This window comes from Nocardiopsis deserti, from assembly GCF_008638355.1.
GTDB classification, from domain to species: domain Bacteria; phylum Actinomycetota; class Actinomycetes; order Streptosporangiales; family Streptosporangiaceae; genus Nocardiopsis; species Nocardiopsis alborubida.
Genome location: NZ_ML703347.1, coordinates 362,079 through 385,952 on the forward strand (window position 1 = coordinate 362,079; position 23,874 = coordinate 385,952).

General features: G+C 71.8%; 22 protein-coding genes and 1 pseudogene. 20 read left to right on the forward strand and 3 right to left on the reverse strand.

Translation table 11 applies throughout. From position 1 onward, the window contains the following. The first annotated feature begins 68 nt into the window (after positions 1-68). The 13 genes and pseudogenes from folP to FYW99_RS01675 all read left to right on the forward strand — a co-directional run bounded on the left by folP (position 69) and on the right by FYW99_RS01675 (position 12,042). Complete coding sequence (gene folP / locus FYW99_RS01615) at positions 69-971, forward strand: dihydropteroate synthase (protein ID WP_449289641.1); 903 nt, start codon at positions 69-71, stop codon at positions 969-971. Beyond that, entirely contained in the window at positions 968-1,417 is a 450-nt protein-coding gene (locus FYW99_RS01620; RefSeq protein WP_017563059.1) for a nuclear transport factor 2 family protein, read from the forward strand. The genes folP and FYW99_RS01620 overlap by 4 nt, the downstream gene beginning before the upstream one ends. Further along, a pseudogene (gene folB, locus FYW99_RS32090) lies at positions 1,417-1,776 on the forward strand (dihydroneopterin aldolase); the annotation flags it as partial. The gene FYW99_RS01620 and the pseudogene folB, both read left to right, overlap by 1 nt. Then, complete coding sequence (folK, locus tag FYW99_RS32095; protein ID WP_263364040.1) at positions 1,759-2,298, forward strand: 2-amino-4-hydroxy-6-hydroxymethyldihydropteridine diphosphokinase; 540 nt, start codon at positions 1,759-1,761, stop codon at positions 2,296-2,298. The pseudogene folB and the gene folK, both read left to right, overlap by 18 nt. Continuing rightward, positions 2,298-2,780: a DUF3180 domain-containing protein gene (locus tag FYW99_RS01630; RefSeq protein WP_190394509.1), complete on the forward strand. Its 483-nt coding sequence runs from the start codon at positions 2,298-2,300 to the stop codon at positions 2,778-2,780. The genes folK and FYW99_RS01630 overlap by 1 nt, the downstream gene beginning before the upstream one ends. A gap of 171 nt (positions 2,781-2,951) precedes the next feature. Continuing rightward, positions 2,952-3,398: a PH domain-containing protein gene (locus tag FYW99_RS01635; protein ID WP_150249845.1), complete on the forward strand. Its 447-nt coding sequence runs from the start codon at positions 2,952-2,954 to the stop codon at positions 3,396-3,398. A 156-nt stretch (positions 3,399-3,554) separates the two neighbouring features. Further along, entirely contained in the window at positions 3,555-5,159 is a 1,605-nt protein-coding gene (locus tag FYW99_RS01645) for a PH domain-containing protein (protein ID WP_150249848.1), read from the forward strand. A gap of 245 nt (positions 5,160-5,404) precedes the next feature. Further along, the gene (locus tag FYW99_RS01650; protein WP_150249247.1) at positions 5,405-5,644 is read left to right on the forward strand and encodes a chaplin family protein; all 240 of its coding nucleotides are present in this window, start codon (positions 5,405-5,407) and stop codon (positions 5,642-5,644) included. A 426-nt stretch (positions 5,645-6,070) separates the two neighbouring features. Then, positions 6,071-6,313: a hypothetical protein gene (locus FYW99_RS01655; RefSeq protein ID WP_047870919.1), complete on the forward strand. Its 243-nt coding sequence runs from the start codon at positions 6,071-6,073 to the stop codon at positions 6,311-6,313. A 186-nt stretch (positions 6,314-6,499) separates the two neighbouring features. Then, a complete protein-coding gene (locus tag FYW99_RS01660; protein WP_150249250.1) occupies positions 6,500-7,384 on the forward strand; it encodes a Rossmann-like and DUF2520 domain-containing protein in 885 nt (294 codons plus the stop codon). Positions 7,385-7,449: 65 nt separating this feature from the next. Continuing rightward, positions 7,450-8,331, forward strand: coding sequence for a pantoate--beta-alanine ligase (gene panC / locus FYW99_RS01665; protein WP_150249252.1), 882 nt, complete (start codon positions 7,450-7,452; stop codon positions 8,329-8,331). Positions 8,332-8,540: 209 nt separating this feature from the next. Next, entirely contained in the window at positions 8,541-11,195 is a 2,655-nt protein-coding gene (locus tag FYW99_RS01670) for an L-aspartate oxidase (RefSeq protein WP_150249255.1), read from the forward strand. Between the two features lie 64 nt (positions 11,196-11,259). Beyond that, the gene (locus FYW99_RS01675; RefSeq protein ID WP_150249258.1) at positions 11,260-12,042 is read left to right on the forward strand and encodes a type III pantothenate kinase; all 783 of its coding nucleotides are present in this window, start codon (positions 11,260-11,262) and stop codon (positions 12,040-12,042) included. On the opposite strand, the gene FYW99_RS32100 is transcribed toward FYW99_RS01675, so the two are convergent. Continuing rightward, positions 12,002-12,466 carry a type II toxin-antitoxin system VapB family antitoxin gene (locus tag FYW99_RS32100; RefSeq protein ID WP_223838634.1) on the reverse strand — a complete coding sequence of 155 codons (465 nt, stop codon included), beginning with the start codon at positions 12,464-12,466 and terminating at the stop codon, positions 12,002-12,004. The genes FYW99_RS01675 and FYW99_RS32100 overlap by 41 nt on opposite strands. Positions 12,467-12,572: 106 nt before the next feature. Then, positions 12,573-13,529: a cation diffusion facilitator family transporter gene (locus tag FYW99_RS01685; protein ID WP_150249261.1), complete on the reverse strand. Its 957-nt coding sequence runs from the start codon at positions 13,527-13,529 to the stop codon at positions 12,573-12,575. Between the two features lie 184 nt (positions 13,530-13,713). On the opposite strand from FYW99_RS01685, the gene lysX reads away from it, so the two are divergent. From lysX to FYW99_RS01720, 7 genes are all read left to right on the forward strand, one after another. Next, positions 13,714-15,216, forward strand: coding sequence for a bifunctional lysylphosphatidylglycerol synthetase/lysine--tRNA ligase LysX (gene lysX / locus FYW99_RS01690; protein WP_150249264.1), 1,503 nt, complete (start codon positions 13,714-13,716; stop codon positions 15,214-15,216). Positions 15,217-15,919: 703 nt separating this feature from the next. Further along, positions 15,920-16,243, forward strand: a complete 324-nt coding sequence (locus FYW99_RS01695; RefSeq protein WP_026114460.1) for a LuxR C-terminal-related transcriptional regulator — start codon at positions 15,920-15,922, stop codon at positions 16,241-16,243. A gap of 177 nt (positions 16,244-16,420) precedes the next feature. Further along, the gene (locus FYW99_RS01700) at positions 16,421-17,044 is read left to right on the forward strand and encodes an amino-acid N-acetyltransferase (protein ID WP_150249268.1); all 624 of its coding nucleotides are present in this window, start codon (positions 16,421-16,423) and stop codon (positions 17,042-17,044) included. A 464-nt stretch (positions 17,045-17,508) separates the two neighbouring features. Next, the gene (locus FYW99_RS01705; RefSeq protein ID WP_150249270.1) at positions 17,509-17,790 is read left to right on the forward strand and encodes a hypothetical protein; all 282 of its coding nucleotides are present in this window, start codon (positions 17,509-17,511) and stop codon (positions 17,788-17,790) included. 216 nt (positions 17,791-18,006) lie between these two features. After that, complete coding sequence (locus tag FYW99_RS01710) at positions 18,007-18,348, forward strand: histone-like nucleoid-structuring protein Lsr2 (RefSeq protein ID WP_013155980.1); 342 nt, start codon at positions 18,007-18,009, stop codon at positions 18,346-18,348. Positions 18,349-19,192: 844 nt separating this feature from the next. Beyond that, complete coding sequence (locus FYW99_RS01715; RefSeq protein WP_150249273.1) at positions 19,193-21,703, forward strand: ATP-dependent Clp protease ATP-binding subunit; 2,511 nt, start codon at positions 19,193-19,195, stop codon at positions 21,701-21,703. Between the two features lie 374 nt (positions 21,704-22,077). Beyond that, positions 22,078-22,803, forward strand: coding sequence for a DUF3105 domain-containing protein (locus FYW99_RS01720; protein WP_150249850.1), 726 nt, complete (start codon positions 22,078-22,080; stop codon positions 22,801-22,803). A 127-nt stretch (positions 22,804-22,930) separates the two neighbouring features. Here FYW99_RS01720 and FYW99_RS01725 read toward each other — a convergent pair whose 3' ends face one another. Next, a complete protein-coding gene (locus FYW99_RS01725) occupies positions 22,931-23,806 on the reverse strand; it encodes an HhH-GPD family protein (protein WP_150249276.1) in 876 nt (291 codons plus the stop codon). Between the last annotated feature and the right edge of the window lie 68 nt (positions 23,807-23,874).

Consider the following 23,874-nt stretch of genomic DNA (forward strand, 5'->3'; position numbering starts at 1 on the left):
TTTCCCGGGCGGGCGCAAGCCCCGGGCGCGCGCCTCCGGTTTTCCGGCGTACGCGTAGGGTGATCCTTATGCGGCCGAAACACACACTTCCGGGCCTGCCTGACCGCGGGCGGTGCCTGGTCATGGGGGTCGTGAACGTCACCCCCGACTCGTTCTCCGACGGCGGCGCGTGGTTCGACCCCGACAGGGCGATCGAACACGGGACGCGCCTGGTCGAGGAGGGCGCGGACATGATCGACGTGGGCGGTGAGTCCACCCGTCCCGGTGCGCAGCGCGTCTCCGCGGAGGAGGAGCTGCGCAGGGTCGAACCGGTCGTGCGGGAGCTCTCCGCGCGGGGTGTCCTCGTCAGCGTCGACACCATGCGCGCCGAGGTCGCCGAGAAGGCCGTGGAGGCCGGGGCCGTCCTGGTCAACGACGTCAGCGGCGGGCTGGCCGATCCGGCCATGGCCCGACTCGTGGCCTCTTCCGGCGTTGCCTACGTGTTGATGCACTGGCGTGGGCATAGTCATGACATGCAGAGCCGTGCCGTGTACACGGATGTCGTCCAGGAGGTCCTCGATGAGCTCCGCGACCGTATGGAGGCCATGATCAGTGCAGGTGTCGACCCCGGCCAGATCGTTCTGGACCCCGGGCTGGGATTCTCCAAGCGCCCCGAACAGGCGCACAACTGGGCGCTCCTGCACCAGCTGGAGCGCTTCCACGAACTGGAACGCCCCGTGCTGGTGGCCGGATCGCGCAAGCGGTTCCTGAGCCGCCTGCTCGGCGACGCCAAGGGCGAGGACCGTCCCTTCGCCGAGTGCGACGCCGCCACCGCGGCCGTCACCACCCTGTCCGCGGACCGGGGGGCGTGGGCCGTGCGGGTGCACGACGTCCGCCCCAGCGCCGACGCCGTCCGCGTGGCGGCGGCCTGGTCCGACGGGGGCGCCCGTCTGGACGAGGGACGCGCCGAGCCGGTGGAGGGCCGCCTGTGAAGTCGCGTCAGGAGGTCATGGAGCGCGTGGCCGAGGCCAACGCGCAGTTCTACAGCGCCATCGAGAACGGCGACATCGACCTGATGCGCAGCGTCTGGGCGGAGGAGCACGAGGCGCCCGACCTGGTGTGCGTGAACCCCGGCTGGCCGCTGCTGCGCGGGCGCACCGAGATCATGCGCGCCTGGTCGCTGATCATGGCCAACGTCACCTACATCCAGTACGTGCTCACCGAGACCCACATCGGGATCGGCGGCGACATCGCCATGGTCACGTGCGAGGAGAACGTGCTGACCGCAGAGGAGGACAGCCCCGGCTTCGTCGCGGGCGGCCAGGTGGTCACCACCAACCTGTTCGTGGACACCGACCAGGGGTGGCGGCTGTGGTCGCACCACGCCTCGCCCGTGCTCATGGAGGACGACGAGGACGAGGGAGAGGTCGAGGCCTGATGCCCGATCGCGTCGCGCTCCGCGGACTGCGGGCACGCGGCCACCACGGCGTGTTCGACTTCGAGCGCCGGGAGGGCCAGGACTTCGTGGTCGACGCGGTGCTGTACCTGGACACCGCCCCCGCGGCGGCCTCCGACGACGTGGGCGACACCGTCCACTACGGCCTGCTCGCCGACCGGCTGGTCGCGATCGTGACCGGGGATCCGGTCAACCTGATCGAGACCCTCGCCGAGCGGCTGGCCCGGGAGTGCCTGGCCGAACCGCTGGTCGAGCGGGCGGAGGTGACGGTGCACAAGCCGTCGGCGCCCATCGAGCACGAGTTCGCCGACGTGGCCGTCACCGTGGTCCGGGCGCGACGCGACCTCTCCACACGGCGTGCCGTGCTCTCCCTGGGGTCCAACCTTGGGGACCGCATGGCGACCCTCCAGGGGGCCGTGGACACGCTGCTGGGCGGCGCGGACGCGCCGGTCCCGGTGGCGGTGTCCCCCGTCTACGAGACCGCGCCGGTGGGCGGACCCGAACAGGGCGCCTTCCTCAACGCGGTCCTGGTCGTGGACACCGACGGCCCGCCCCGCGCCCTGCTGGAGCGCGCCCGGGCGGCCGAACGGGCCTTCGACCGCGTCCGCGAGGTCCGCTGGGGGCCGCGCACGCTGGACGTGGACGTCATCGCGTTCGGGGACGTGCGCGACGCCGACCCGGAGCTGACCCTGCCGCATCCGCGCGCCCACCAGAGGGGGTTCGTGCTCCGGCCCTGGCTGGACGCCGACCCCGGGGCGCGTCTGCCCGGGAGGGGGCCGGTCGCCGACCTGCTGGACGCCTGCGGTGAGCAGGGGCTGCACCGGCGCGACGACCTGCGGCTGCGTCTGCCGGGGCGCGACTGATGCCCCAGGACGAGGAGGGGCGGATGCGCCCCACCGGGTGGCGGGTGCCGTCCCTGCTGGCGGTGGTCGGCGCCCTCGCGGGGGTGCTGATCACCAACTCCCTGTCGGGTCTGCCGCTGCTGCCGTGGTCGGCGATCCCGACCCTGCTGCTGCTCGCGGTCGCCGAGGGCTACACGGCGGGGCGGACCCGCAGGCGCATCCGCCGGGAGCCGGGCACCGAGCCGATGCAGCCGCTCAGCGCCGCCCGCCTGGTCGCCCTGGCCAAGGCCAGCGCGCTGTTCGCGTCCCTGGCACTGGGCTTCTTCGCGGGGATGGCGCTGTCGGTGTCGGACACGCTGGTGCTGCCCGTGCACCGGGAGGTGTTCCTCACCGCGCTGGGCACGGCCCTGTCGTCGGGGCTGCTGCTGGCCGCCGCCCTGTACCTGGAGCACGCCTGCCGGGTCCCCGAGGACGACGATCCGCCGGACGGCGCCCGGTTCTGACGCCTCGGGGTCTTTCGTCCGAATTCGCCTGCGCGCCGCGTCGGTCTGCCTGCGCTTGCCCCCGGATGGTTGACTGGCTCCGTGGAGACCAGTGACACGACACCGCCGCCCGGGCCCTCCAGGCCGCTCGACGCGGCGTTCGCACCGCCCGGGGACGCCTCCTGGAGCCGTGTGTCGCCCGCCCTGGCCTGGTACCGCCGGATCGTGGTGGGCGTACTGTGCCTGATCGCCGGGGGCGGGGGCGCTCTGCTGCTGCTCGTGCGGACCTCCTGGCCCTGGGCCGCCGCCTGGGCGGTGCTGGCCGCGGCGGTCCTGGTCGCGGGCTGGGTCCTGGCCGGGCTCTTCCGCCGCTCGTGGGGCTACGCGGAGGCCTCCGAGGAGCTCTACCTCACCTACGGGGTGTTCGTGAGGCAGCTGGTGGTCATCCCCTACGGTCGGATGCAGGTCGTGGACGTCACCGCCGACCTCCTCGAACAGGCCCTGGGCATCGCCACCGTGCAGGTGCGCACCGCCGCCAGTACCGCGGACACCCGGGTGGTCGGGCTGCCGCTGGCCGAGGCCGTCCGGATGCGCGACCGGCTCGCGGCGCGCAGTGAGAGCTTCTCGACGGGGTTGTAAGTGCACGGACCAGCTCAGCCGCCGCAGGGCCCTCCGGGCCCGTACGTCCGACCGGGGCCTCCGGGGTACCAGGGCCCTCCCGGCCCCCCGGGGCCTCCAGGGCCCCCCTTCGGGCCGCCGGGACCCCCGGGGCCGCCGTTCGGGCCGCCGCCCGCCCTGCTGCCGCCGTCCGGGTGGCGGCCCCCGCCGCTCCGGCCCCCGCGGCCGGAGGACGACGTCACCACGGGCGTGTTCCGCTCGCACTGGATGAGTGTCCCGCTCCAGGTCATCGCGGTGACCCTGGTCTTCGTGGCGCTGGTCGGCCCGATCCTCAACACCTTCGGCCTCGCCTGGGTCGTGATGATGGCGGTGGCCGTCGTCTTCGGCACGCTCGCCTACGCCCTGCCCGCATGGTGGTACGCCACCTTCGGACTGCGCGAGGACCACCTGGTCGTGCACAGCGGCCTGGTCAGGCGCAGCTCGCGGGAGGTCCCGCTCAGCCGCCTCCAGGCGGTGGACGTGGTCCGGCCCCTGTTCCTCCAGGTGTTCGGCATGGCCGAACTGCGTATCGAGCTGGCGGGCGGCGACGGGAGCGACATCCGGCTGCGCTGTCTGCCCCGGGTCCTGGCCGAGCGCCTGCGCGTGGCCGTCCTCGCGCACGCCGCAGGGCTTCCCGGGCGCTCGCCGGAGGCGCCGGAGTGGCCGTTCTACCGGTTGCCCTTCCTGCTGCTGCTCGGCGCGCTGACCTTCCGCGTGCCGGTCCTGCTGTCCTTCATCGCGCTGCTCATGCTCGCCACCGCAGGCGCGGTCTTCGCGGAACCGGGCGTGGTGGGCGCGCTCCTGCCGCTCACCCTGGGGCTGCTGCGCTACTTCTGGGGGCCCCTGGCCCGCTACACCGACTACTACGCCTCCCTGTCCTCCGACGGCCTGCGTCTGCGCTACGGCATGTTCCAGCGGCGCATGCAGACCGTCCCGCCGGGGCGCGTGCAGGCCGTGCGCGTGGTCGAGCCCCTGCTCTGGCGAGCCCTGGGCGTGGCGCGGGTCGAGGCCAACGTCGCCGGTTACGCGGGCGCACGCCAGGGCGACTCGGCCACCCTGCTGCCCGTGGCGCCGCGCCGGACGGCCTTCGCGCTGGTCAACGAGCTGTTCCCGGAGAGCGAGGCGGCCCACGTGCCGCTCGTGCCCAACGACAGGCCGGTGCCGAGCCTGGTGGGCGTGGACGAGCACCTCTTCGTCAGCACGCGCGGCCTGTTCTGCCTGGTGACGGAGATCGTCCCGGTGGAACGCGTCCAGACGGTGCGCCTGGTGGCCGGACCGCTGGCCCGCGTCACGGGGCGTGTCGCGGTGGACGTGGACACGCCCCCGGGGCCGGTCCGCGCCAGGGCCCACGGGCGCGAGGCGCTGGAGGCGCGCAGCTTCTTGGACGCCCTGGCCGAACACGGGCGCCGGGCCCGGGGACCCGCGGCGGGCACGGAGCGCTGGGCGACCCGCGCCACCCTCACCCGTCGGCCCGGGGCCGCAGGACCGCCCCCCTCCGAGGCGACCGGACCCGGGGAGCCCGCGCCCTCCGGGGCGCCGGTGCCCGTCGAGGGTCCGCCACCTGCGGAGGACCCGGCTCCCGCCGCGCCGCCGAGCGGCCGTCCGCGGTTCCTGGAACCGCGGGCCGAAGGTCCCGAAACCGAGAATCCGGGACCAGGGGCTCCGGAAGCCGGGAAAAACGGCACCGGCGACACCTCCGCCGAGGACGGTACGGAGGGGACCCGGGACACCCCCGAACGCTGATGTGTCGTGCGTCACATTAAGGGGCTCTCAGTCTCCCTTTTGTGGTTCACATGTCGGACATGGATGTGCACGGATGGTGATACTTCCAGCTTGCGGCCGCGAAACGCTTTCGCGTTATGGCCACGTGGGGCGAGGGAGTATGGCTAAATGGTGACCGAACACGAGGAGTGTTCACTGTCATACGCATAGTCAATGGTATCGACCGGTTGGCGCCCCCCGCCAACCGGTCCGACGGGAGAAACCACATGCTGAAGAAGGCTTTCGCCGCCAGTGCCATCGCCGCCGCCGCGGGCGTCCTGCTCACCGGCGCTCCGGCCATGGCCAACAGCAACGTCTCGACCTCCGGCAACGGAAGCATTCTGGGGGGCAACCAGCTCGTGGCCGACCTGGACGTGCCGATCAACGTCTGCGGCAACGCCATCGCGGTCCTCGGTGTGGCCGGTGCCAACTGCACCGACTCCGGCGCCACCGTGAAGAACTGGTAGCAGCTCCGGGCGACCCGGCCCCGCCGGGCGACGGGCTCCCGAGCGAGGCGCCATTCCGTGACGACGGGGTGGCGCCTTCGCCGTGTCCGCGTCCCGCACGCGATTCTCCCGGATCCGCCCCGCGAACCCCGGCTGCGACCCGCCCCTTCCACTCGACCGCAACCGCAATTGTCGTCCGACTGGAAACCGTCAAGCCGGTGACGCTGCGCGCACGCGCCTCCCACCGGTGTCGGAGCCTTTGTCCCGATCGCACCCGAGAGGCGTGCGCACGGAGGGTGAACATAAGGATGTTTCTCGTTATAAGGCCAGTTCAGGTCGGGGAAGTGAGGGCTCTTCGGGGGTAATTTCGTGAGCGGCTCCCCAGGGTGCCACCACACAACCACTCGTCCGGCGGTCCCCCCGACCGGACACAGAAGGAGACGCGCAGTGCTCAAGAAGACGCTCGCCACCAGTGCCGTGATCCTCGCCTCCGCCGGGGTCCTCCTCACCGCGGCACCGGCGGCCGCGAACGTCGGCACCTGGACCTCCAACTACGGTTCCGACTTCAGCGGCAACCTCTCCTACATCAACGGCCTGACGAACGGGAACGTGGGCTGCGGCAACTCCAACGCCGCCTTCGGCCAGTCCCTGGGCTCGTGCTTCAACACCGGGGTGATCATCCAGGACTGATCCGACCGGCCCCGCGGAGGGGGCTGACGGAGCGGGGTGCGGGGGCGGACGCGGTGTCCGCCCCCACACTCGTGCGCGGGGGCGGGTCGGCAGGTCACCGGCCGGGGAGGACTATCGTGTGCTCAGGCGCCCCGGCACGACGGGAACCGGACGCGCCTGACGCATTCGGACCACGAGGGGGCACACATGGAGACGACGCAGGGACGCCCCGCCCGACTGCGGGTCGGGGTCATCGGATCCGGACGGGTCGGCTCCGTCCTCGGCCAGGCCCTCGGCCGGGCCGGGCACAAGGTCGTCGCCGCCTCCGCGGTCTCCGACGCCTCCCGGGCCCGCGTCGCCGACCGCCTGCCCACCGCGCGCGTGCTCGAACCGGCGCAGGTCGCCGAGGCCAGCGACCTCGTCCTGCTCACCGTCCCCGACGACGCCCTCCCCGAACTCACCGAGGGGCTCGCCTCCACCGGTACCGACCTGCGCGGCAAGATCCTCGTCCACGCCAGCGGCGCGCACGGCTACGGCGTCCTGGCCCCCGCCACCCTCGTCGGCGCGCTGCCTCTCGCGCTCCACCCCGCCATGACCTTCACCGGGCGCGACGAGGACGTCGACCGCCTCGCCAACTGCGCGTTCGGCGTCACCGCGCCCGAGCAGCTGCGCCCCATCGCCGAGGCCCTCGTCGTCGAGATGGGCGCCGAACCCGTGTGGATCACCGAGGACAAGCGCACCCTCTACCACGCGGCCCTCGCCGGAGGCGCCAACCACCTGGTCACCCTGGTCTCCGACAGCGCCGCCCTGCTCGCCTCCGCCGGTGTCCCCGAACCCGGCCGCATGCTCGCCCCCATGCTCAGCGCGGCCCTGGACAACGCCCTGCGCCTGGGCATCCACGGACTGAGCGGCCCGGTCCTGCGCGGCGACTCCGGAACCGTCGCCGGGCACATCGAGCAGCTGCGGGAGAACGCCCCCGAGAGCGTGGCCAGCTACGTCGAACTCGCCCGTCTCACCGCCGACCGCGCCATCAACGCCGGAATGCTCAAGCCCGAGGACGCCGCGCGCCTGCTCGACGTCCTCCGCCGCTGAGGAAGCGCAGGGTCCGGCGCGCGCACGGCCGCCGCGACGCAGAACACCACCACGGGAAACCACCGATGACCGCATCCGCATCCGCACCCCGCTCCGCCACCTCCGGCCCCCTCGTCGCGCACACGCCCGACGAGCTGCGCCGCGCCCTCGCCGACGCCGGGCGCGTCGCCCTCGTCCCCACCATGGGCGCCCTGCACGAGGGCCACCGCAGCCTCATGCGCCTGGCCCGCGAACGCGCTGACACCGTGGTCGTCAGCGTCTTCGTCAACCCGCTCCAGTTCGGGCCGAACGAGGACTTCGACCGCTACCCGCGCACCCTGGACACCGACACCGCCGTGTGCGCGGAGGAGGGCGTCGACGTGGTCTTCGCGCCCGGCGTCGACACCATGTACCCCGCCGAACAGACGGTCACCGTCCACGCGGGCGCGATGGGCGACCGGCTGGAGGGCGCCTCCCGCCCCGGGTTCTTCACCGGCGTGCTCACCGTGGTCAGCAAGCTCCTGCACCTGGTCGGCCCGGACCTCGCGGTCTTCGGGAGCAAGGACGCCCAGCAGCTCGCCGTGGTCCGCCGCATGGCCGCCGACCTCAACATGCCCGTGGAGATCGTCGGCGCGCCCACCCTGCGCGACCCCGACGGCCTGGCCACCTCCAGCCGCAACGTCTACCTGTCCGGGGCCGAGCGCGCCAGCGCCCTGGCCCTGTCCCGCGCCCTGGAGGCGGGCCGGGCCGCCTCCGCCGGAGGCCCCGACGCCGTCCGCGCCGCGGCCCGGGCCGTCCTGGACGACGCGGCCGGGGCCGAGCCCCCCGTCGAGCTCGACTACCTCGCGCTGGTCGACCCCGCGACCTTCGCCGACGCCCCCGCCGACCACACGGGCGGGGCCGTCCTGGCCGTCGCCGCCCGCGTGGGCGCGACCCGGCTCATCGACAACGTGTCCCTGACCCTCTGAGCCGTCCCCCGTCCCTTCCGCCGTGATCTCGTAACTTATGGCGAGTCTCGACAGTCCAACCTCGCTGAGACGCAGGTCGGAACCCTCGTGGCACACCGGTAACGGTTCCGGTCAGTCCACAGCAGACCCCCACCCCGAGTCCCAGGGGAGGGCCGGACCCGTCGCACACCAGCGCCGCGTACCGGCGGCACCCCGGAAGAGAGAACCAGATGAGCACACCCCTCCAGACACGGCTCGACGCGCCCGAGCCGGGGTGGACGGTCGAGGCCGACGTCGCGGTCGTCGGCTCGGGCATCGCCGGTCTGAGCACCGCGCTGCGCTACGTCCAGCGCACCGAGCGCGGCCGGGTCGTGCTCGTCACCAAGGACCGCCTGTCCACCGGCTCCACCGCCTACGCCCAGGGCGGGATCGCCGCCGCCATGGCGCCCGAGGACGGGCCCGTCGCCCACATGGTCGACACCCACCTGGCCGGGGCGGGGCTGTCCGACCCCCACGCCGTCAACGTCCTGGCCGCCGAGGGCCCCGACGCCCTGCGCTGGCTCATCGGCCTGGGCGCCGAGTTCGACCTCGCCGAGGACGGCGCCCTGGCCCTCACCCGCGAGGGCGGCCACCGCGCCGACCGTGTCGCGCACGCGGGCGGCGACGCCACCGGCGCCGAGATCCAGCGCGCACTCGTGGCCGCCGTCCTGGCCGAGGAGCGGATCGAGACCGTCGAGCACGCCGTGGCCCTGGACGCCCTGCGCGACCCCGGCACGGGAGCGGTGTGCGGAGCCACTCTGCACGTCATGGGGGAGGGCGCCCGCGACGGCGTCGGCGCGGTCCTGGCCCCCGCCGTGGTGCTGGCCACCGGCGGCATGGGACAGGTCTTCGCCGCCACCACCAACCCGCCCGTGTCCACCGGCGACGGCCTCGCCCTGGCCGCCCGCGCCGGGGCGCGCCTGCGCGACCTGGAGTTCATCCAGTTCCACCCCACCGTGCTCTGGCTCGGCCCCGAGGCGCGCGGCCGCCAGCCCCTGGTCTCCGAGGCCCTGCGCGGCGAGGGCGCCTACCTGGTGGACGCCGGGGGCAGGCGCATCATGGAGGGCGTCCACGAGCTGGCCGACCTCGCCCCCCGTGACGTGGTGGCCCGCACCATCGCCCGCACGATGGCCGAGCAGGGCGTCGACCACGTCTACCTGGAGACCCGCCACTTCGGCCGGGCCACCTGGGAGAGGCGCTTCCCGACCATCCTCGCCTCCTGCCGCGAGCACGGCATCGACCCGCTCGCCCAGCCGGTCCCCGTCGCCCCCGCCGCCCACTACGCGTCCGGCGGCGCCGAGGTCGACATCGACGGCCGCACCTCGGTCCCCGGGCTGTGGGCCGTCGGCGAGGTCGCCCGCACCGGGGTGCACGGCGCCAACCGGCTCGCCTCCAACTCCCTGTTGGAGGGACTGGTCTACGCGGACCGGATCGCCGCCCGCCTGGCGGAGGACCCCGCCCCCCGGCCAGCGCGGGCCGAGGCCACCGGCACCGTCACGCCGCTTCCCGACCCCGCCACCGCCGCACGCGTGCGTACCCTGATGTCACGCCACGCCGGGGTGCTGCGCACCGGCGAGGGGCTCGCCGAGCTGACCGCCGAACTCGACGCCCTCGCCCGCCCCGGCTCCCCGGCCACCCCCGACGTGGCCGCCTGGGAGACCGCCAACCTGCTCACCGCGGCCCGGCTCGTGGCCGCCGCCGCGCTGCACAGGACCGAGAGCAGGGGCGCCCACCAGCGCGCCGACCACCCCGAGCCCGTACCCGGGTTCCGGATCCGACCCGTCGTCGTCCGACTGGAAGGGAACACCATCGTGACCACGGATGAGGACTGGACGCCCTCGCTGCCGCCCGCGCTCACCGCGGAGCTGGACTCCATCGCCCTCCCCCTCGCCGGTTCCCGCCTCTCGGGGCGCCCGAACACGGGGCGAAGCGGAGCGGAGCCCCAAGGCAAGCACAGCCCGGGCGCCCACCCGGACGCGCGCGCCGAGTTCACCCTCCCGTACACCGCCCCCTCGCAGTCCCACGTGGACCTGGTCCGCCGCGCCCTGTCCGAGGACCTCACGGCGGGACCGGGCATCGACGTCACCACCGTCGCGACCATCCCCGGCGACCAGGTGCGCACGGCGCACGTGGTGGCCCGCGCCGACGGCACCGTCAGCGGCCTCCCGCTCGCCGAACTCGTCTTCTGGCTGGTCGCCGACGGGGCCCTGGAGGCGCACCGGACCGTGGCCGACGGCGACGCGGTCAAGCGCGGCGACGTCCTGATGACGGTCACCGCGCGCACCCGCGACCTGCTCACCGCGGAGCGGACCGCACTCAACTTCCTCACCCACATGTCCGGAATCGCCACCGCCACCCGCGCGTGGGTGGACGCCGTGGCCGGTACCGGCGCCCGGATCCGGGACAGCCGCAAGACCCGTCCGGGACTGCGCGCGCTGGAGAAGTACGCCGTGCGCTGCGGCGGCGGGGTCAACCACCGCTACGGCCTCAGCGACGCCGGACTGGTCAAGGACAACCACGTCGTCGCCGCGGGCGGTGTCGGCGAGGCGGTCCGCGCCATCCGCGCGCGCTTCCCCGACCTGCCTTTGGAGGTCGAGGTGGACCGGACCGACCAGATCGAGGACGCCATCGCCGCGGGCGCCGAGGAGATCCTGCTCGACAACTTCACCGTCGAACGGCTCCGCGAGGCCGTCGCGCTGGTCGCGGGCCGCGCGCGGCTGGAGTCCTCCGGCGGCCTGACCCTGGACGTGGCGGGTGACGTGGCCCGCACCGGGGTGGACTACCTGGCGGTCGGGGCGCTCACCCACTCCAGCCCGGCGCTGGATATCGCACTTGACCTGTTGTGAGCGGCCCGGGTGGTGGAAGATTCCTTGAGAACACACCACTTCGACCACAGATGAGGCCCCCAGCATGCTGCTCGCGATCGACGTCGGCAACTCCGAGACGGTCTTCGGTCTCTTCGCATCCGACGACCTTCTCGAACACTGGAGGGTGGGAACCGACACCAGGCGCACGGCCGACGAGTGGGCCGTGGTCCTGCGGGGACTCGTCGACGGCAGCAGCCTGGGCCGCCCCGAGGACATCGACGGGATCGCCATGTGCTGCTCGGTCCCGTCGGTGCAGCACGAGATGCGGGACATGTTCCGCCGCCACTTCGGGGACGTCCCGGCCGTGATCGTCGAACCCGGGGTCAAGACCGGGGTGCCGATCCGGATGGACAACCCCAAGGAGGTGGGCAGCGACCGGATCATCAACGCGCTGGCCGCCAACCACCTCTACGGCGGCCCCGCGGTGGTGGTGGACTTCGGGACCGCGACGACCTTCGACGCGGTCAGCGCGCGCGGGGAGTACGTGGGCGGAGCCATCGCCCCGGGCATCGACATCTCCGTGGACGCCCTGTCCCGGCGCGGCGCCCAGCTGCACATGGTGGAGATCGTCAAACCGCGCTCGGCCATCGCCAAGAACACCACCGAGGCGCTGCGCTCGGGCATCGTGTTCGGGTTCGCGGGCCAGGTGGACGGGATCGTGGACCGCATGGTCGCCGAGCTCACCGACGCGCCCGACGACGTGACCGTGGTGGCCACCGGGGGGCTCGCCTCCATCGTGGTGGCCGAGTGCGAGACCGTCGACCTGCACGAGCCGTGGCTGACCCTCATCGGCCTGCGCCTGGTCTACGGGCGCAACGTCGGCTGATCCGTGCCCGGGGCGGGGGGAGCGGGGGGTCTTCCGCCCCGGCGGGCTCAGGCCCGGTCGTGCCGCTGCACGCGCAGCCGGGGAACACCTCGGCGAGGTGGTCGAAGTCGCGGTCGCAGTGCACGAGGACCGCGTCGGTGCGCAGGGCCACGGCCGCGATGAGGCAGTCGTAGAGCTTGCGAATCCTCTTGCCCCTGGAGCGGGCCTCACGGTAGATGCCCGCCGAATGGTGGAAGTCGAGCCTGTTGTCCAAGGACAGCTGGATCAGGCCGTCGGTGAGGCGTTGGAGGAACTCCTTGGTGAGAGGTGTGCCCACGGCTCGGCGAAGGGCGATGTCCACGGCTTCACGCTTGGTGCCCACCTGGAAGCGTTCCATGGCGGTAGTGACCAGTTCGTCGTCGATGTCAATGTTGGTGCGACTCATACACCCAGGTTGCGCCTGTTGCTGTGTGTAAGTGAGCGGTTGCCAGGGGTCCGCGCCCGCGGTGGTGCGGCGACCGGTCCCGGCCGCCGCGCCACCGCCCCCCGGTTCAGCCCGAGGAGGCGGTGCCGGGGGACGCCTCCGGCGAGGCGTCGCTCCGGAACAGGTCCGGCTCGATGTAGACCAGCGTGGCGATGGGCACCGCCGTCCGGATGAGCTCCTCGGCCTCGTTGATCGCCCGCGCGATCCGGCCCGCGTCGTCGTGCGCGTCCACGGCCACCTTGGCGGCCACCAGCAGCTCCTCGGGGCCCACGTGCTGGGTGCGCATGTGGATCAGCCGGTCGATGTCCTCGACCGACTCGATGGCCCGGCGGATGGCCCGCACGTTCTCGCTCGTGGCGGACTCGCCGATGAGCAGGCTCTTGACCTCGACGGCCAGCACGATCGCGATGATCACCAGCAGAACGCCGATGGCGGCGGTGCCCAGGCCGTCCCACAGGCCGTTGCCCGTGACCAGGGTCAGACTGACACCGGCCAGGGCGAACACCAGGCCCAGCAGCGCGCCCGCGTCCTCCAGCAGGATCACCGGCAGCTCGGGGGACTTGGAACGACGGACGAACTGCACCCAGGTCGCCTTGCCCCGGACCGCGTTGGACTCCTTGACCGCCGTGCGCATGGCGAACGACTCCAGCACGATCGCCACCAGCAGCACGGCCACGGGGACCCACTGCCAGGCCGTGATCGGCTCGGGGTGGGAGATCTTGTGCCAGGCCTCGTAGAGCGCGAACAGGCCGCCCAGGCTGAACAGCACGATCGCCACCATGAACGCGTACACGTAGCGTTCGCGGCCGTAGCCGAAGGGGTGCTCCTCGGTGGCGCCCCGGCGGGCCCGTCTGCCGCCGATGAGCAGCAGCGCCTGGTTGCTGGAGTCGGCGACCGAGTGGATGGACTCGGCCATCATCGACGACGAGCCGGTCAGGAGGTAGGCCACGAACTTCGTCGCGGCGATTCCCAGATTCGCGCACAGCGCCGTGACGACGGCTCTCGTGCTTCCCTCAACACTCACCAGTGGGGTCCATCTCTCGGTAGGTACTGCTCTCGGCTGCGAAGGCGCGGGGCAGGGCAGCGCAATACTAGTGATCCGCGACACGTCGGCGCCCACCGTGCCCCTCCCCGGGCGGGCCGCGGCCCGCCCGCCCGCGGGCGACGACCGGTCGGGCCGGACCGCGGCCGCCGGTAGGATCGTGCGCGTGAATGACGCGCACGACGACACCTACGACGACCTGCCCGAACAGATGCGGGTCCGGCGCCAGAAGCTGGACCGGCTGCGGGAGGAGGGCACCGACCCCTTCCCCGTGACCTTCCCGCGGTCCACGTCGATCGGGGCCGTGCGCGACAAACACCAGGGACTGGAGCCGGACACCCGCACGGGTGCGGAGGTCTCCGTCGCCGGACGCGTCATGCTCTACCGCACCGGCGGCAAGCTGTGCTTCGCCACCCTGCGCGACGAGACCGGCGACATCCAGATCATGCTGTCCCTGGACCAGGTGGGCCGGGAGCGCCTGGACGCCTGGAAGGCCGACGTCGACCTCGGCGACCACGTGGGCGTGGAGGGCGAGGTCATCACCTCCCGCCGCGGCGAGCTGTCGATCCTGGTGACCGGCTGGACACTGACCGCCAAGTGCCTGCGTCCGCTCCCGGAGAAGCACAAGGGCCTGACCGACCCCGAGGCCCGTGTGCGCCAGCGCTACGTCGACCTCATCGTCAACCCCGAGTCCCAGCAGATGGTGCGCCGCCGCTCGGCCGCCATCCGCGCGATCCGGGAGGGGCTCGCCTCCCGCGACTTCGTCGAGGTCGAGACGCCCATGCTGATGCAGGTGCACGGCGGCGCCACGGCGCGCCCGTTCACCACCCACATCAACGCCTACGACATGGACCTGTACCTGCGCATCGCCCCCGAGCTGTCCCTCAAGCGGCTGGTCGTGGGCGGCCTGGAGAAGGTCTTCGAGGTCAACCGGAACTTCCGCAACGAGGGCGCGGACTCCACGCACAACCCCGAGTTCACGATGCTGGAGTTCTACCAGGCCTACGCCGACTACAACGTCATGGCCGACCTGACCCGCGAGCTCATCCAGGAGGCGGCGCGCGCCGTGTTCGGCTCGACGGTGGTCGAGCGGGACGGGCGGACCTACGACCTGGGCGGGGAGTGGCCGCAGGTCACCCTGTACGGGGCGGTGTCCGAGGCGCTGGGAGCCGAGGTCGACCCGCGCACGCCGATCGACGAGGTCCGCCGCCTGGCCGACTCCCGGGGCGTGGAGTACGACCCCTCCTGGGGACAGGGCAAGCTCGTCGAGCACCTCTTCGAGGAGTTGGTGGAGCGCACGCTCGTCCAGCCCACCTTCGTGCGCGACTTCCCGGTGGAGACCAGCCCGCTCACCCGGCAGCACCGCGAGGACCCGCTGCTCACCGAGAAGTGGGACCTCATCGGGTTCGGCATGGAGATGGGCACGGGCTACTCGGAGCTGGTCGACCCGGTCGAGCAGCGCGAGCGCCTCACCCGGCAGTCGCTGATGGCCGCGGAGGGCGACCCCGAGGCGATGCAGCTGGACGAGGACTTCCTGCGGGCCCTGGAGTACGGAATGCCGCCGACCGGCGGTGTAGGAGTCGGTATCGACCGCCTGCTCATGGCCTTCACCGGAAAGAACATCCGGGAAACTGTCCTTTTCCCGCTTGTGAAGCCTTCCGGGGATTGAGCCGGAGCACCATGGGCCCGGATTTACCGGGGATATAACGGCATCGGTCGGATGACCGAAAGGCGGAGCGGGGCCGTCGCGCACGCGGTGCGGCGGCCCCGTCCCCTCCGCCGGGACAGGGCCCGCACCACGGGCTCCGTCCTCCCGGCCGGACAGGGCGGGCGAACCGGCGGACACGGATGCGTGTCCCGCCGGACAGTTCCGAGGTTTTTGCCGAGCGAGGCGGGGAGAAGGCGACCACTCTCCGCTCAACATTGTTTACGCAGGTCAATGTAGTCAGCGTATTTTCCCTTCCATTACTTTGTCACGGAAGGGCTCACTATAACTACACATGGTGATTTATCGGGTCTTGACGGTACCATCTCTGCGGCCTAGCGTGCTGTGAGCGGGTCGAGACCCGTGGAGTTTGCCGAAGTGGATCGAGAACGACGGTAAGCGGGGAGAGGGGCCGCCGGACGCGGTCCGCGCCCCCCGCGCGCATGTGTGCCCTCGGTGGAGTCTGTCCGTCCCAGCCTCCAGCGAACCGGCCCCTGCGACGTCCGTGCGCCCGCCCCCAGTCCCTGTGCCAGAGGGATGCGTGGGGGACAGCGGTGCGCCCGGGGGTATCCGTCGCGCCGGAAGCAGGGGAGACCCGTGTCCGGCGCGCTCGCGTCCACCAGGTGACGAGTCGATGTTCCGCACTCACATGATGAGGGAGGACGGAGTGGAACAGGCCACACTCGTACGACGCACCGCTGATGACCAGGGCACCCTTCAGACGAGGGAGCACCGGGAGAACGTGGTCCCCTTGCAGGCCCGCCCGCGTGAGACGGCTGTGAGCAGCCCCTACGCGCCGGTGGAACTGAACCACGAGGAACTCGAACTGCTCGCCGAGATCGCCACCGGTGTCACCACTGAGGTGGCGGCCCGGCACCTCGAACTCAGCGCGCGCACCCTGCGTCGCCGTATCCGCAACATCTGCGACGTGCTCGGCGTGAACACACCCATCGAGGCGGTCGTCTGGGCCGCGCGGCGCCAGCTCATCTGAGCCGTCCGCGGCACGGGGCCGCGGGCGCACGGCGGAGCGGGGCGCCCTCCGGAGGAAGAGCGCTCCGGTGGGCGCGGCACCCACCACGGCACCCACCGGAACACCGGTGGGTGCCGACGCGTTTTCGGACCGCGCGCGTCCGCCGGGCGCGGGGCCCGGGCGTAGTCTGGTCCGGCTATGCCCGTTCGCCATGTTCACGTGCGCCGCGCCAGGACGCGCGACGTCGCCGCCGTCCGACGCCTCGTCGACACCTACACCGTCGACCGGCGCGTGCTCTCCAAGAGCACCGTCAACCTCTACGAGGACGTCCAGGAGTTCTGGGTGGCCGAGGCCGAGGTGGCGCCCGACCCCCCGGACCCCGCCTCCCCGTCCGCCACACCCTTCCCCGGCGCCCCCGTGCCCGGAGCGGACCGCGCCGAGCCCCCCGTCGCCGGGACCGAGTACCGCGTGGTGGGCTGCGGCGCTCTGCACGTGCTCTGGGAGGACCTGGCGGAGGTGCGCACCGTTGCCGTCGACCCCTCCCTGCGCGGGTTCGGCGTCGGCCACCGGATCGTGTCCGCGCTGCTCGACACCGCTCGGGAGTTGGGCGTGCGCCGTGTGTTCTGCCTGACATTCGAGACCGGTTTCTTCGCCAAACACGGCTTTGCCCGGATCCAGGGCACGCCCGTCTCCTCCCGCGTGTACGAGGAACTCCTGCGTTCCTATGACGAGGGCGTCGCCGAATTTCTCGACTTGGAGCGGGTTAAGCCCAACACCCTTGGGAACACCCGCATGCTTGTGCACCTCGACGCGGCAACGTGAACCGCCCGGACCTAAAGGTTTTCGCGCTCACTCGGGACCAAGTTCCCCATACGGGCCGCAGCCGGGCCAACACCGCGTCCTCCCCGCGTCCGCGCAGCTTATGCACAACCGGATGGCGGGGCCGGGGAAGGGGGCGGGTAATGTGTACCCCGGGGGCAGGGTCCCGTCCACACGTTGAAGGAAGTTCCACGGAGCGGTGGCGAAGGGTCGGGATTTGACGCCGGTGGACACGGTGTTCCCCCGCGGACACACCAGGACGCCGAACGCACGGTCGGACATTGACCCCTCATCGGGTTTGCCGGAGGTGTCTCGGGTACGTCCGGTGTCAAACCGGGGGCAAACGATGTCTATGATGTCCGGTATGCGTTTGCCCGGGTGCCCGGCGAGCCATCCCCCAGGAGCAGCCGACACGGAGTCGGGTATTTGCTGCAATAAGTAACAACCAGGAAGGGTGGACGGCTTCGATGGGGAACTTTTTGTCGTCGGTGCTTCCCCCTGGACTGATCGACGTATTGTCGGCGCTCATCCCACCGGTGGTCGTCGGTGCCGTCTTCTGCACCTTCGTCGTCCAGCTGCTGCGCAAGGAGATGGCGCCCCGCCGGATGGACGGAAGCCTGGTCAGCAAGGACGGGGCCGCCGAGGGTGAGGGTGGGGGCAGGGAGGGTTCCGGGGCCGCAGAGCCGGGAGCCGCGAACGCGACGCCGATTGTCCAGGGTGGGGAACGCACCGAATCCGACGGTCGTTGATACGGTACTCAACCGATCACGCGCCCGCGGGGCGCGGCGAACCGGCCACGCGCGTGCGCGGGCCATCTCGCCGATCCCGCGCGCCTGTCGGCGACCCCCGAAACCCGAGACGGTGTCCGGGTGATTTCAGGCACGCCGGGAATTGTCTTCCGCGTTCTCGCGAGATAGCTTTACATTCAGGTGTGGAGACACCGCTCTTCTGAAAGGTTTGATTCCATGGCACAGAAGGTCCAGGTTTTCCTGGTCGACGACCTCGACGGCGGCGAGGCCGAGGAGACGGTGACGTTCGGTCTGGACGGCTCCGTGTACGAAATCGACCTCAGCGCGGGTAATGCGGCCAAGCTCCGTGAGGCCCTTACTCCGTTCGTCGACGCCGCCCGCAAGGCTCCGGCCAAGGCGTCCCGCAGCGCGGGCCGCCGTACCGGCAGCCGGAATGCTCCCAGCCGTGAGCGCAGCGCCGAGATTCGCGCCTGGGCGAAGGCCGCGGGCAAGCCGGTCAATGAGCGCGGCCGTATCCCCGCGGCGATCGTCGCCGAATATGAGGCCATCAAGGGCTAGGTTTGCCGCCGACCCCCGGTCACCGAAATGTTGTCAGGTCTTGATCGAATTACGGTCGGTACCTGCCGAGGGGAGACACCCGAACCCGACCATCCCGGGCCGCGGAGCGGCCCAGTGACACGGGATGCCAGGGGATACACCGGGCCCGCCGGGCCCTTCGGGCGGTACGGAGCACCGGACAGGGCTCCGCGCCGATGACAGCGGTCTTCCGGCCCTGCGGCTCCAGGCCTCCGCCGCCACACCCACGGGTTGGGCCGGACGGCGAGGCGGGCCGGGGCAGTCCGCCGGAGCGCCGCGACGCCGTGCCCGCGCGCGACCGCCCGCGCATGACGGGACCGCACGCGACGGGACCGCACGCGACCTCCCGGCGCCGGGGAAAGGCACTCGCTTCCGGTCCCGCGACCCCGGTCGCGGGACCCGAGCAGCACCCCTCCCGGCTCCGGTCGACGGCGCGCATTTTCCGCTTTCCCCGCCCGAACGGTCCGGTCGGAAGAACAACACGCGGCTTGTTCGCTCAGAGCCGATAACGCTTACACGTGCGCGGTCCGGGCACTCCTGTGACACAGGGAGAGCCTGGGCCGTTCGCCTTCGGCGTACAGGGAAATCTGACGCCGCAATTGGTAGTTGGATGTTGGGTGAACGCCCTATCGTCGGGGAAAGTCTCTGGCACGGACGGCTGCGGCCGACCGTACGGAGGCCTACGTCTGGTCGGCAGCCGGTCGACCGTTCGGACGGGTGCGACAGCGCTCCCCGGGGCGGTTCATCCCTGTGGGGCCGATATGCGGAAGAGTTGGGTCGGAGTGAACCGTCCCTGCCTGACCGCTCTGTAGAGGAGCGACGAGACATGTTCGAGAGGTTTACCGACCGCGCGCGGCGAGTGGTGGTTCTGGCCCAGGAAGAGGCCAGGATGCTCAACCACAACTACATCGGTACGGAGCACATCCTGCTCGGCCTCATCCACGAGGGTGAGGGCGTCGCCGCCAAGGCTCTGGAGAGCCTTGGTATCAGCCTCGAAGCGGTTCGGCAGCAGGTTGAGGAGATCATCGGCCAGGGGCAGCAGGCCCCGTCGGGGCACATCCCGTTCACCCCGCGGGCCAAGAAGGTCCTGGAGCTGTCGCTGCGCGAGGCGCTTCAGCTGGGCCACAACTACATCGGTACCGAGCACATACTGCTGGGCCTGATCCGCGAGGGCGAGGGCGTGGCCGCCCAGGTCCTGGTCAAGCTGGGCGCGGACCTCAACCGCGTGCGCCAGCAGGTCATCCAGCTGCTGCACGGCTACCAGGGCAAGGAGCCGCAGGCCACCGGCGCCTCGTCGGAGTCCACCCCCTCCACCTCGCTGGTGCTGGACCAGTTCGGTCGCAACCTGACCCAGGCCGCCCGGGAGAGCAAGCTCGACCCGGTCATCGGCAGGGACAAGGAGATCGAGCGCGTCATGCAGGTCCTGTCCCGCAGGACCAAGAACAACCCGGTCCTGATCGGTGAGCCCGGCGTCGGCAAGACGGCCGTGGTCGAGGGGCTGGCCCAGAAGATCGTCAAGGGGGAGATCCCCGAGACGCTCAAGGACAAGCAGCTGTACACGCTGGACCTGGGCGCGCTGGTCGCGGGCAGCCGTTACCGCGGTGACTTCGAGGAGCGCCTCAAGAAGGTGCTCAAGGAGATCCGCACCCGCGGCGACATCATCCTGTTCATCGACGAGCTGCACACGCTGGTCGGAGCGGGCGCGGCGGAGGGTGCCATAGACGCCGCCTCCATCCTCAAGCCCATGCTGGCCCGGGGCGAGCTCCAGACCATCGGCGCGACCACGCTGGACGAGTACCGCAAGTACCTGGAGAAGGACGCCGCGCTGGAGCGCCGCTTCCAGCCCATCCAGGTGGACGAGCCGACCATCAAGCACGCCATCGAGATCCTCAAGGGCCTGCGCGACCGCTACGAGGCCCACCACCGGGTCTCCATCACCGACAGCGCGCTGGTGGCCGCCGCGCAGCTGGCCGACCGCTACATCAGCGACCGGTTCCTGCCGGACAAGGCGATCGACCTCATCGACGAGGCGGGCTCGCGGATGCGCATCCGCCGGATGACCGCTCCGCCGGACCTGCGCGAGTTCGACGAGAAGATCGCCGCTGTGCGCCGTGACAAGGAGTCCGCGATCGACGCGCAGGACTTCGAGAAGGCGGCGTCCCTGCGCGACGACGAGAAGCAGCTCCTGGGCAAGAAGGCGCAGCGGGAGAAGGAGTGGAAGGCCGGCGACATGGACGTCGTGGCCGAGGTGGACGAGGAGCTCATCGCCGAGGTCCTGGCCGCCTCCACCGGCATCCCGGTCTTCAAGCTCACCGAGGAGGAGTCCTCCCGGCTGCTGCGGATGGAGGACGAGCTGCACCGGCGCGTCATCGGCCAGGAGGACGCCATCAAGGCGCTCTCCCAGGCGATCCGCCGTACCCGCGCCGGGCTCAAGGACCCCAAGCGTCCGGGTGGTTCGTTCATCTTCGCCGGTCCGTCCGGTGTGGGTAAGACCGAGCTGTCCAAGACGCTGGCCGAGTTCCTGTTCGGGGACGAGGACGCGCTGATCCAGCTGGACATGTCCGAGTTCATGGAGAAGCACACCGTCTCGCGGCTGTTCGGCTCCCCGCCCGGGTACGTGGGCTACGAGGAGGGCGGCCAGCTCACCGAGAAGGTGCGCCGCAAGCCGTTCTCCGTGGTGCTCTTCGACGAGATCGAGAAGGCCCACAACGACATCTTCAACTCGCTGCTCCAGGTGCTGGAGGAGGGACGTCTCACCGACGCCCAGGGTCGCATCGTCGACTTCAAGAACACGGTCATCATCATGACGACCAACCTGGGTACCCGGGACATCTCCAAGGGCCAGGCCATGGGCTTCGCCAAGGAGGACGACGCCCAGACCAACTACGAGCGGATGAAGGCCAAGGTCAGCGAGGAGCTCAAGACCAACTTCCGGCCCGAGTTCCTCAACCGTGTGGACGACATCATCGTCTTCCACCAGCTGACCGAGAAGGAGATCTTCCAGATCGTGGATCTGATGATCACGAACCTGGACGGCCGTCTCAAGGAGCGGGACATGGGGATCGAGCTGCGCCCCAAGGCCAAGAAGGTCCTGTCCGAGCGCGGGTTCGACCCGGTGCTGGGCGCCCGCCCGCTGCGCCGGACGATCCAGCGGGAGATCGAGGACCAGCTGTCCGAGAAGATCCTGTTCGGCGACCTCAAGGCGGGTCAGATCGTGGTGATCGACGCCGAGGGCGAGGGCACGGACGCCAAGTTCACCTTCAAGGGCGTGCCCAAGCCGGCCGAGGTGCCGGACACGCCCGAGGTCGAGGAGTCGGCCGCGGGCAAGCGGGAGTAGTACCGCCCGGTCGCACCTGACATCGGGGGCACCCCTTCGGGGGTGCCCCCTTCGTCGTGGGGACGGGACGTGTCCGGCGGACGCCGCCCGTCGCACAGCGGGGTGTGTGGCCGCCGGACATGTTCTAAGGTGCGAACGTGACTCATCCAGATCCCCGACAGCACGATCCGTGGCAGGCGCGGCAGCCGCAGCCCGGACCCGCTCCCCACGGTCCCCGGCCGGGTGAGGCGTCCCCAGGACACCACGGCGCGGTCCCGCCCGGCGGCCCTTCCCCGGTCGGCGGGCCGCCTCCCGGAGGCCAGCCCCCGGCCGGCGGGCCGCCTCCCCCGGGGCAGTTCCCCCCAGGGCAGTTCCCCCCGGGCGGAGCGCCGCCCATGGGGCCGCAGGGACCCCACGGAGGTCCGCCCGGCCCCCAGGGTCCCCACGGCCCCTACGGCCCGCCCGGTCCGCACCCGAACCAGCCCCAGCCGCGTAGGAGGGGCGGGACCGGCCTGATCATCGGGGCCGTCGTCCTGGTCGTCGTCCTCATGGCGGGCGGCGGGATCGCCGCTGTGTCACTGTTCTCCGGCGGCGGTGGCGGTGGCGGCGCCTCCGCGGAGGGCGTCGGCGAGGTGCGGTACTACGAGGGCCTGTCCAGCGAGCACGTGGACGAGGGCGAGACCGTCGACTACGAGATGTTCCCGCCCGCGGGCGGAGCGCACTACCCGATCTGGCAGAACTGCGGCGTCTACGACCAGCCCCTGCGCTCGGAGTACGTCGTGCACGCCCAGGAACACGGCGCCGTGTGGATCGCCTACGACCCCGGGCTCTCCCAGGCCCAGGTCCAGACCCTGGCCGGGTACTACTCGCCCGGCGACTACCTGGTGGTCAGCCCCGTGGAGGGCCTGCCCGCCCCTGTGGTGGCGTCGGCCTGGGGCTCCCAGATCCTCCTGGAGGACCCGGAGGACCCGCGCCTGGCGGAGTACCTCGTCGAGTTCGTCCAGGGTGAGAACACCCCCGAACCGGGCGCGCCGTGCAGCGACGGCCACTCCGGCACCGAGGCCGACCCCGCGGGGGAGACCGGGACCGCCGCGGCGCGGTACTCCGACCCGCGGACCTGAGGAGCCCCCGGCCGCGTCGTCCGGGGACGGCACCGGAGCAGGACGCGCCCGCCTCCCGGCCGCTGACCGAAGGCGGAGCCGGTCCGGGACGCCGTGCGGCGACCGGCCTGCCCGGGCCGGGGCGCGCTCAGCCCGGCAGGGCGTACCGGCCGTCGTCCAGGGGGTCCACCAGGCCGTCGGAGACCAGCGCGTCCAGGGCCCGCTCGCGCTGGACGGGGTCGTCCCAGACGACGTCCAGCGCGCCCTTGGGCACCGGGTGGGCGGAGTCGCGCAGCACCGCCAGCAGCCGTCCGCGCACCTGCCGGTCGGTGCCCGCGTAGGTCTGGCCGCGTCGGGGCGGGCCGTCGTAGGCGGGCTTGCCCGCGAGCCGCCAGGCGCACTGGTGGGCGATCGGGCAGTCCGCGCACGCGGGCGTGCGCGCGGTGCACACCAGCGCGCCCAGCTCCATGACGGCCACACCCCAGCGGGCGGCCACCGAGGGCGCGGACGGCAGCAGGGACTCGGCGAGGGCGGTCTCCGCCTTCGTCTGTGTTTTCGGCGGGTACTGGACCCCGGTTTCGGCTCTCGCCAGGACACGTCGAACGTTCGTGTCCAGAATGGCGTGCCGTTGACCGAACGCGAAGCTCGCCACCGCCGCGGCGGTGTAGGCGCCGACGCCCGGCAGGGACAGCAGGGTGGCGTGGTCGTCGGGGACCCGCCCGCCGTGCTCCCCGGTGATCGCCACCGCGCACGCGTGCAGGCGCAGCGCCCGGCGGGGGTAGCCGAGCCGGTTCCACATGCGCACCGCCTCCCCGGAGGGCTCCCGGGCCAGGTCGGCGGGGGTGGGCCAGCGCTCCATCCAGGCGCTCCAGGCGGGCAGTACGCGCACCACGGGCGTCTGCTGGAGCATGATCTCGCTGACCAGGACCGACCACGGGGAGGCGTCGGGCCGACGCCAGGGAAGGTCGCGGGCGTGGCTCTCGTACCACGCCAGAACCGGGGTGCTGTAAGGGTTATCGCTCATCTTTAACTGGGAATCGGCGGGTTGAGTAGGTGAGGTACACGCAAAACCGCAATACTACGGCGCATGGC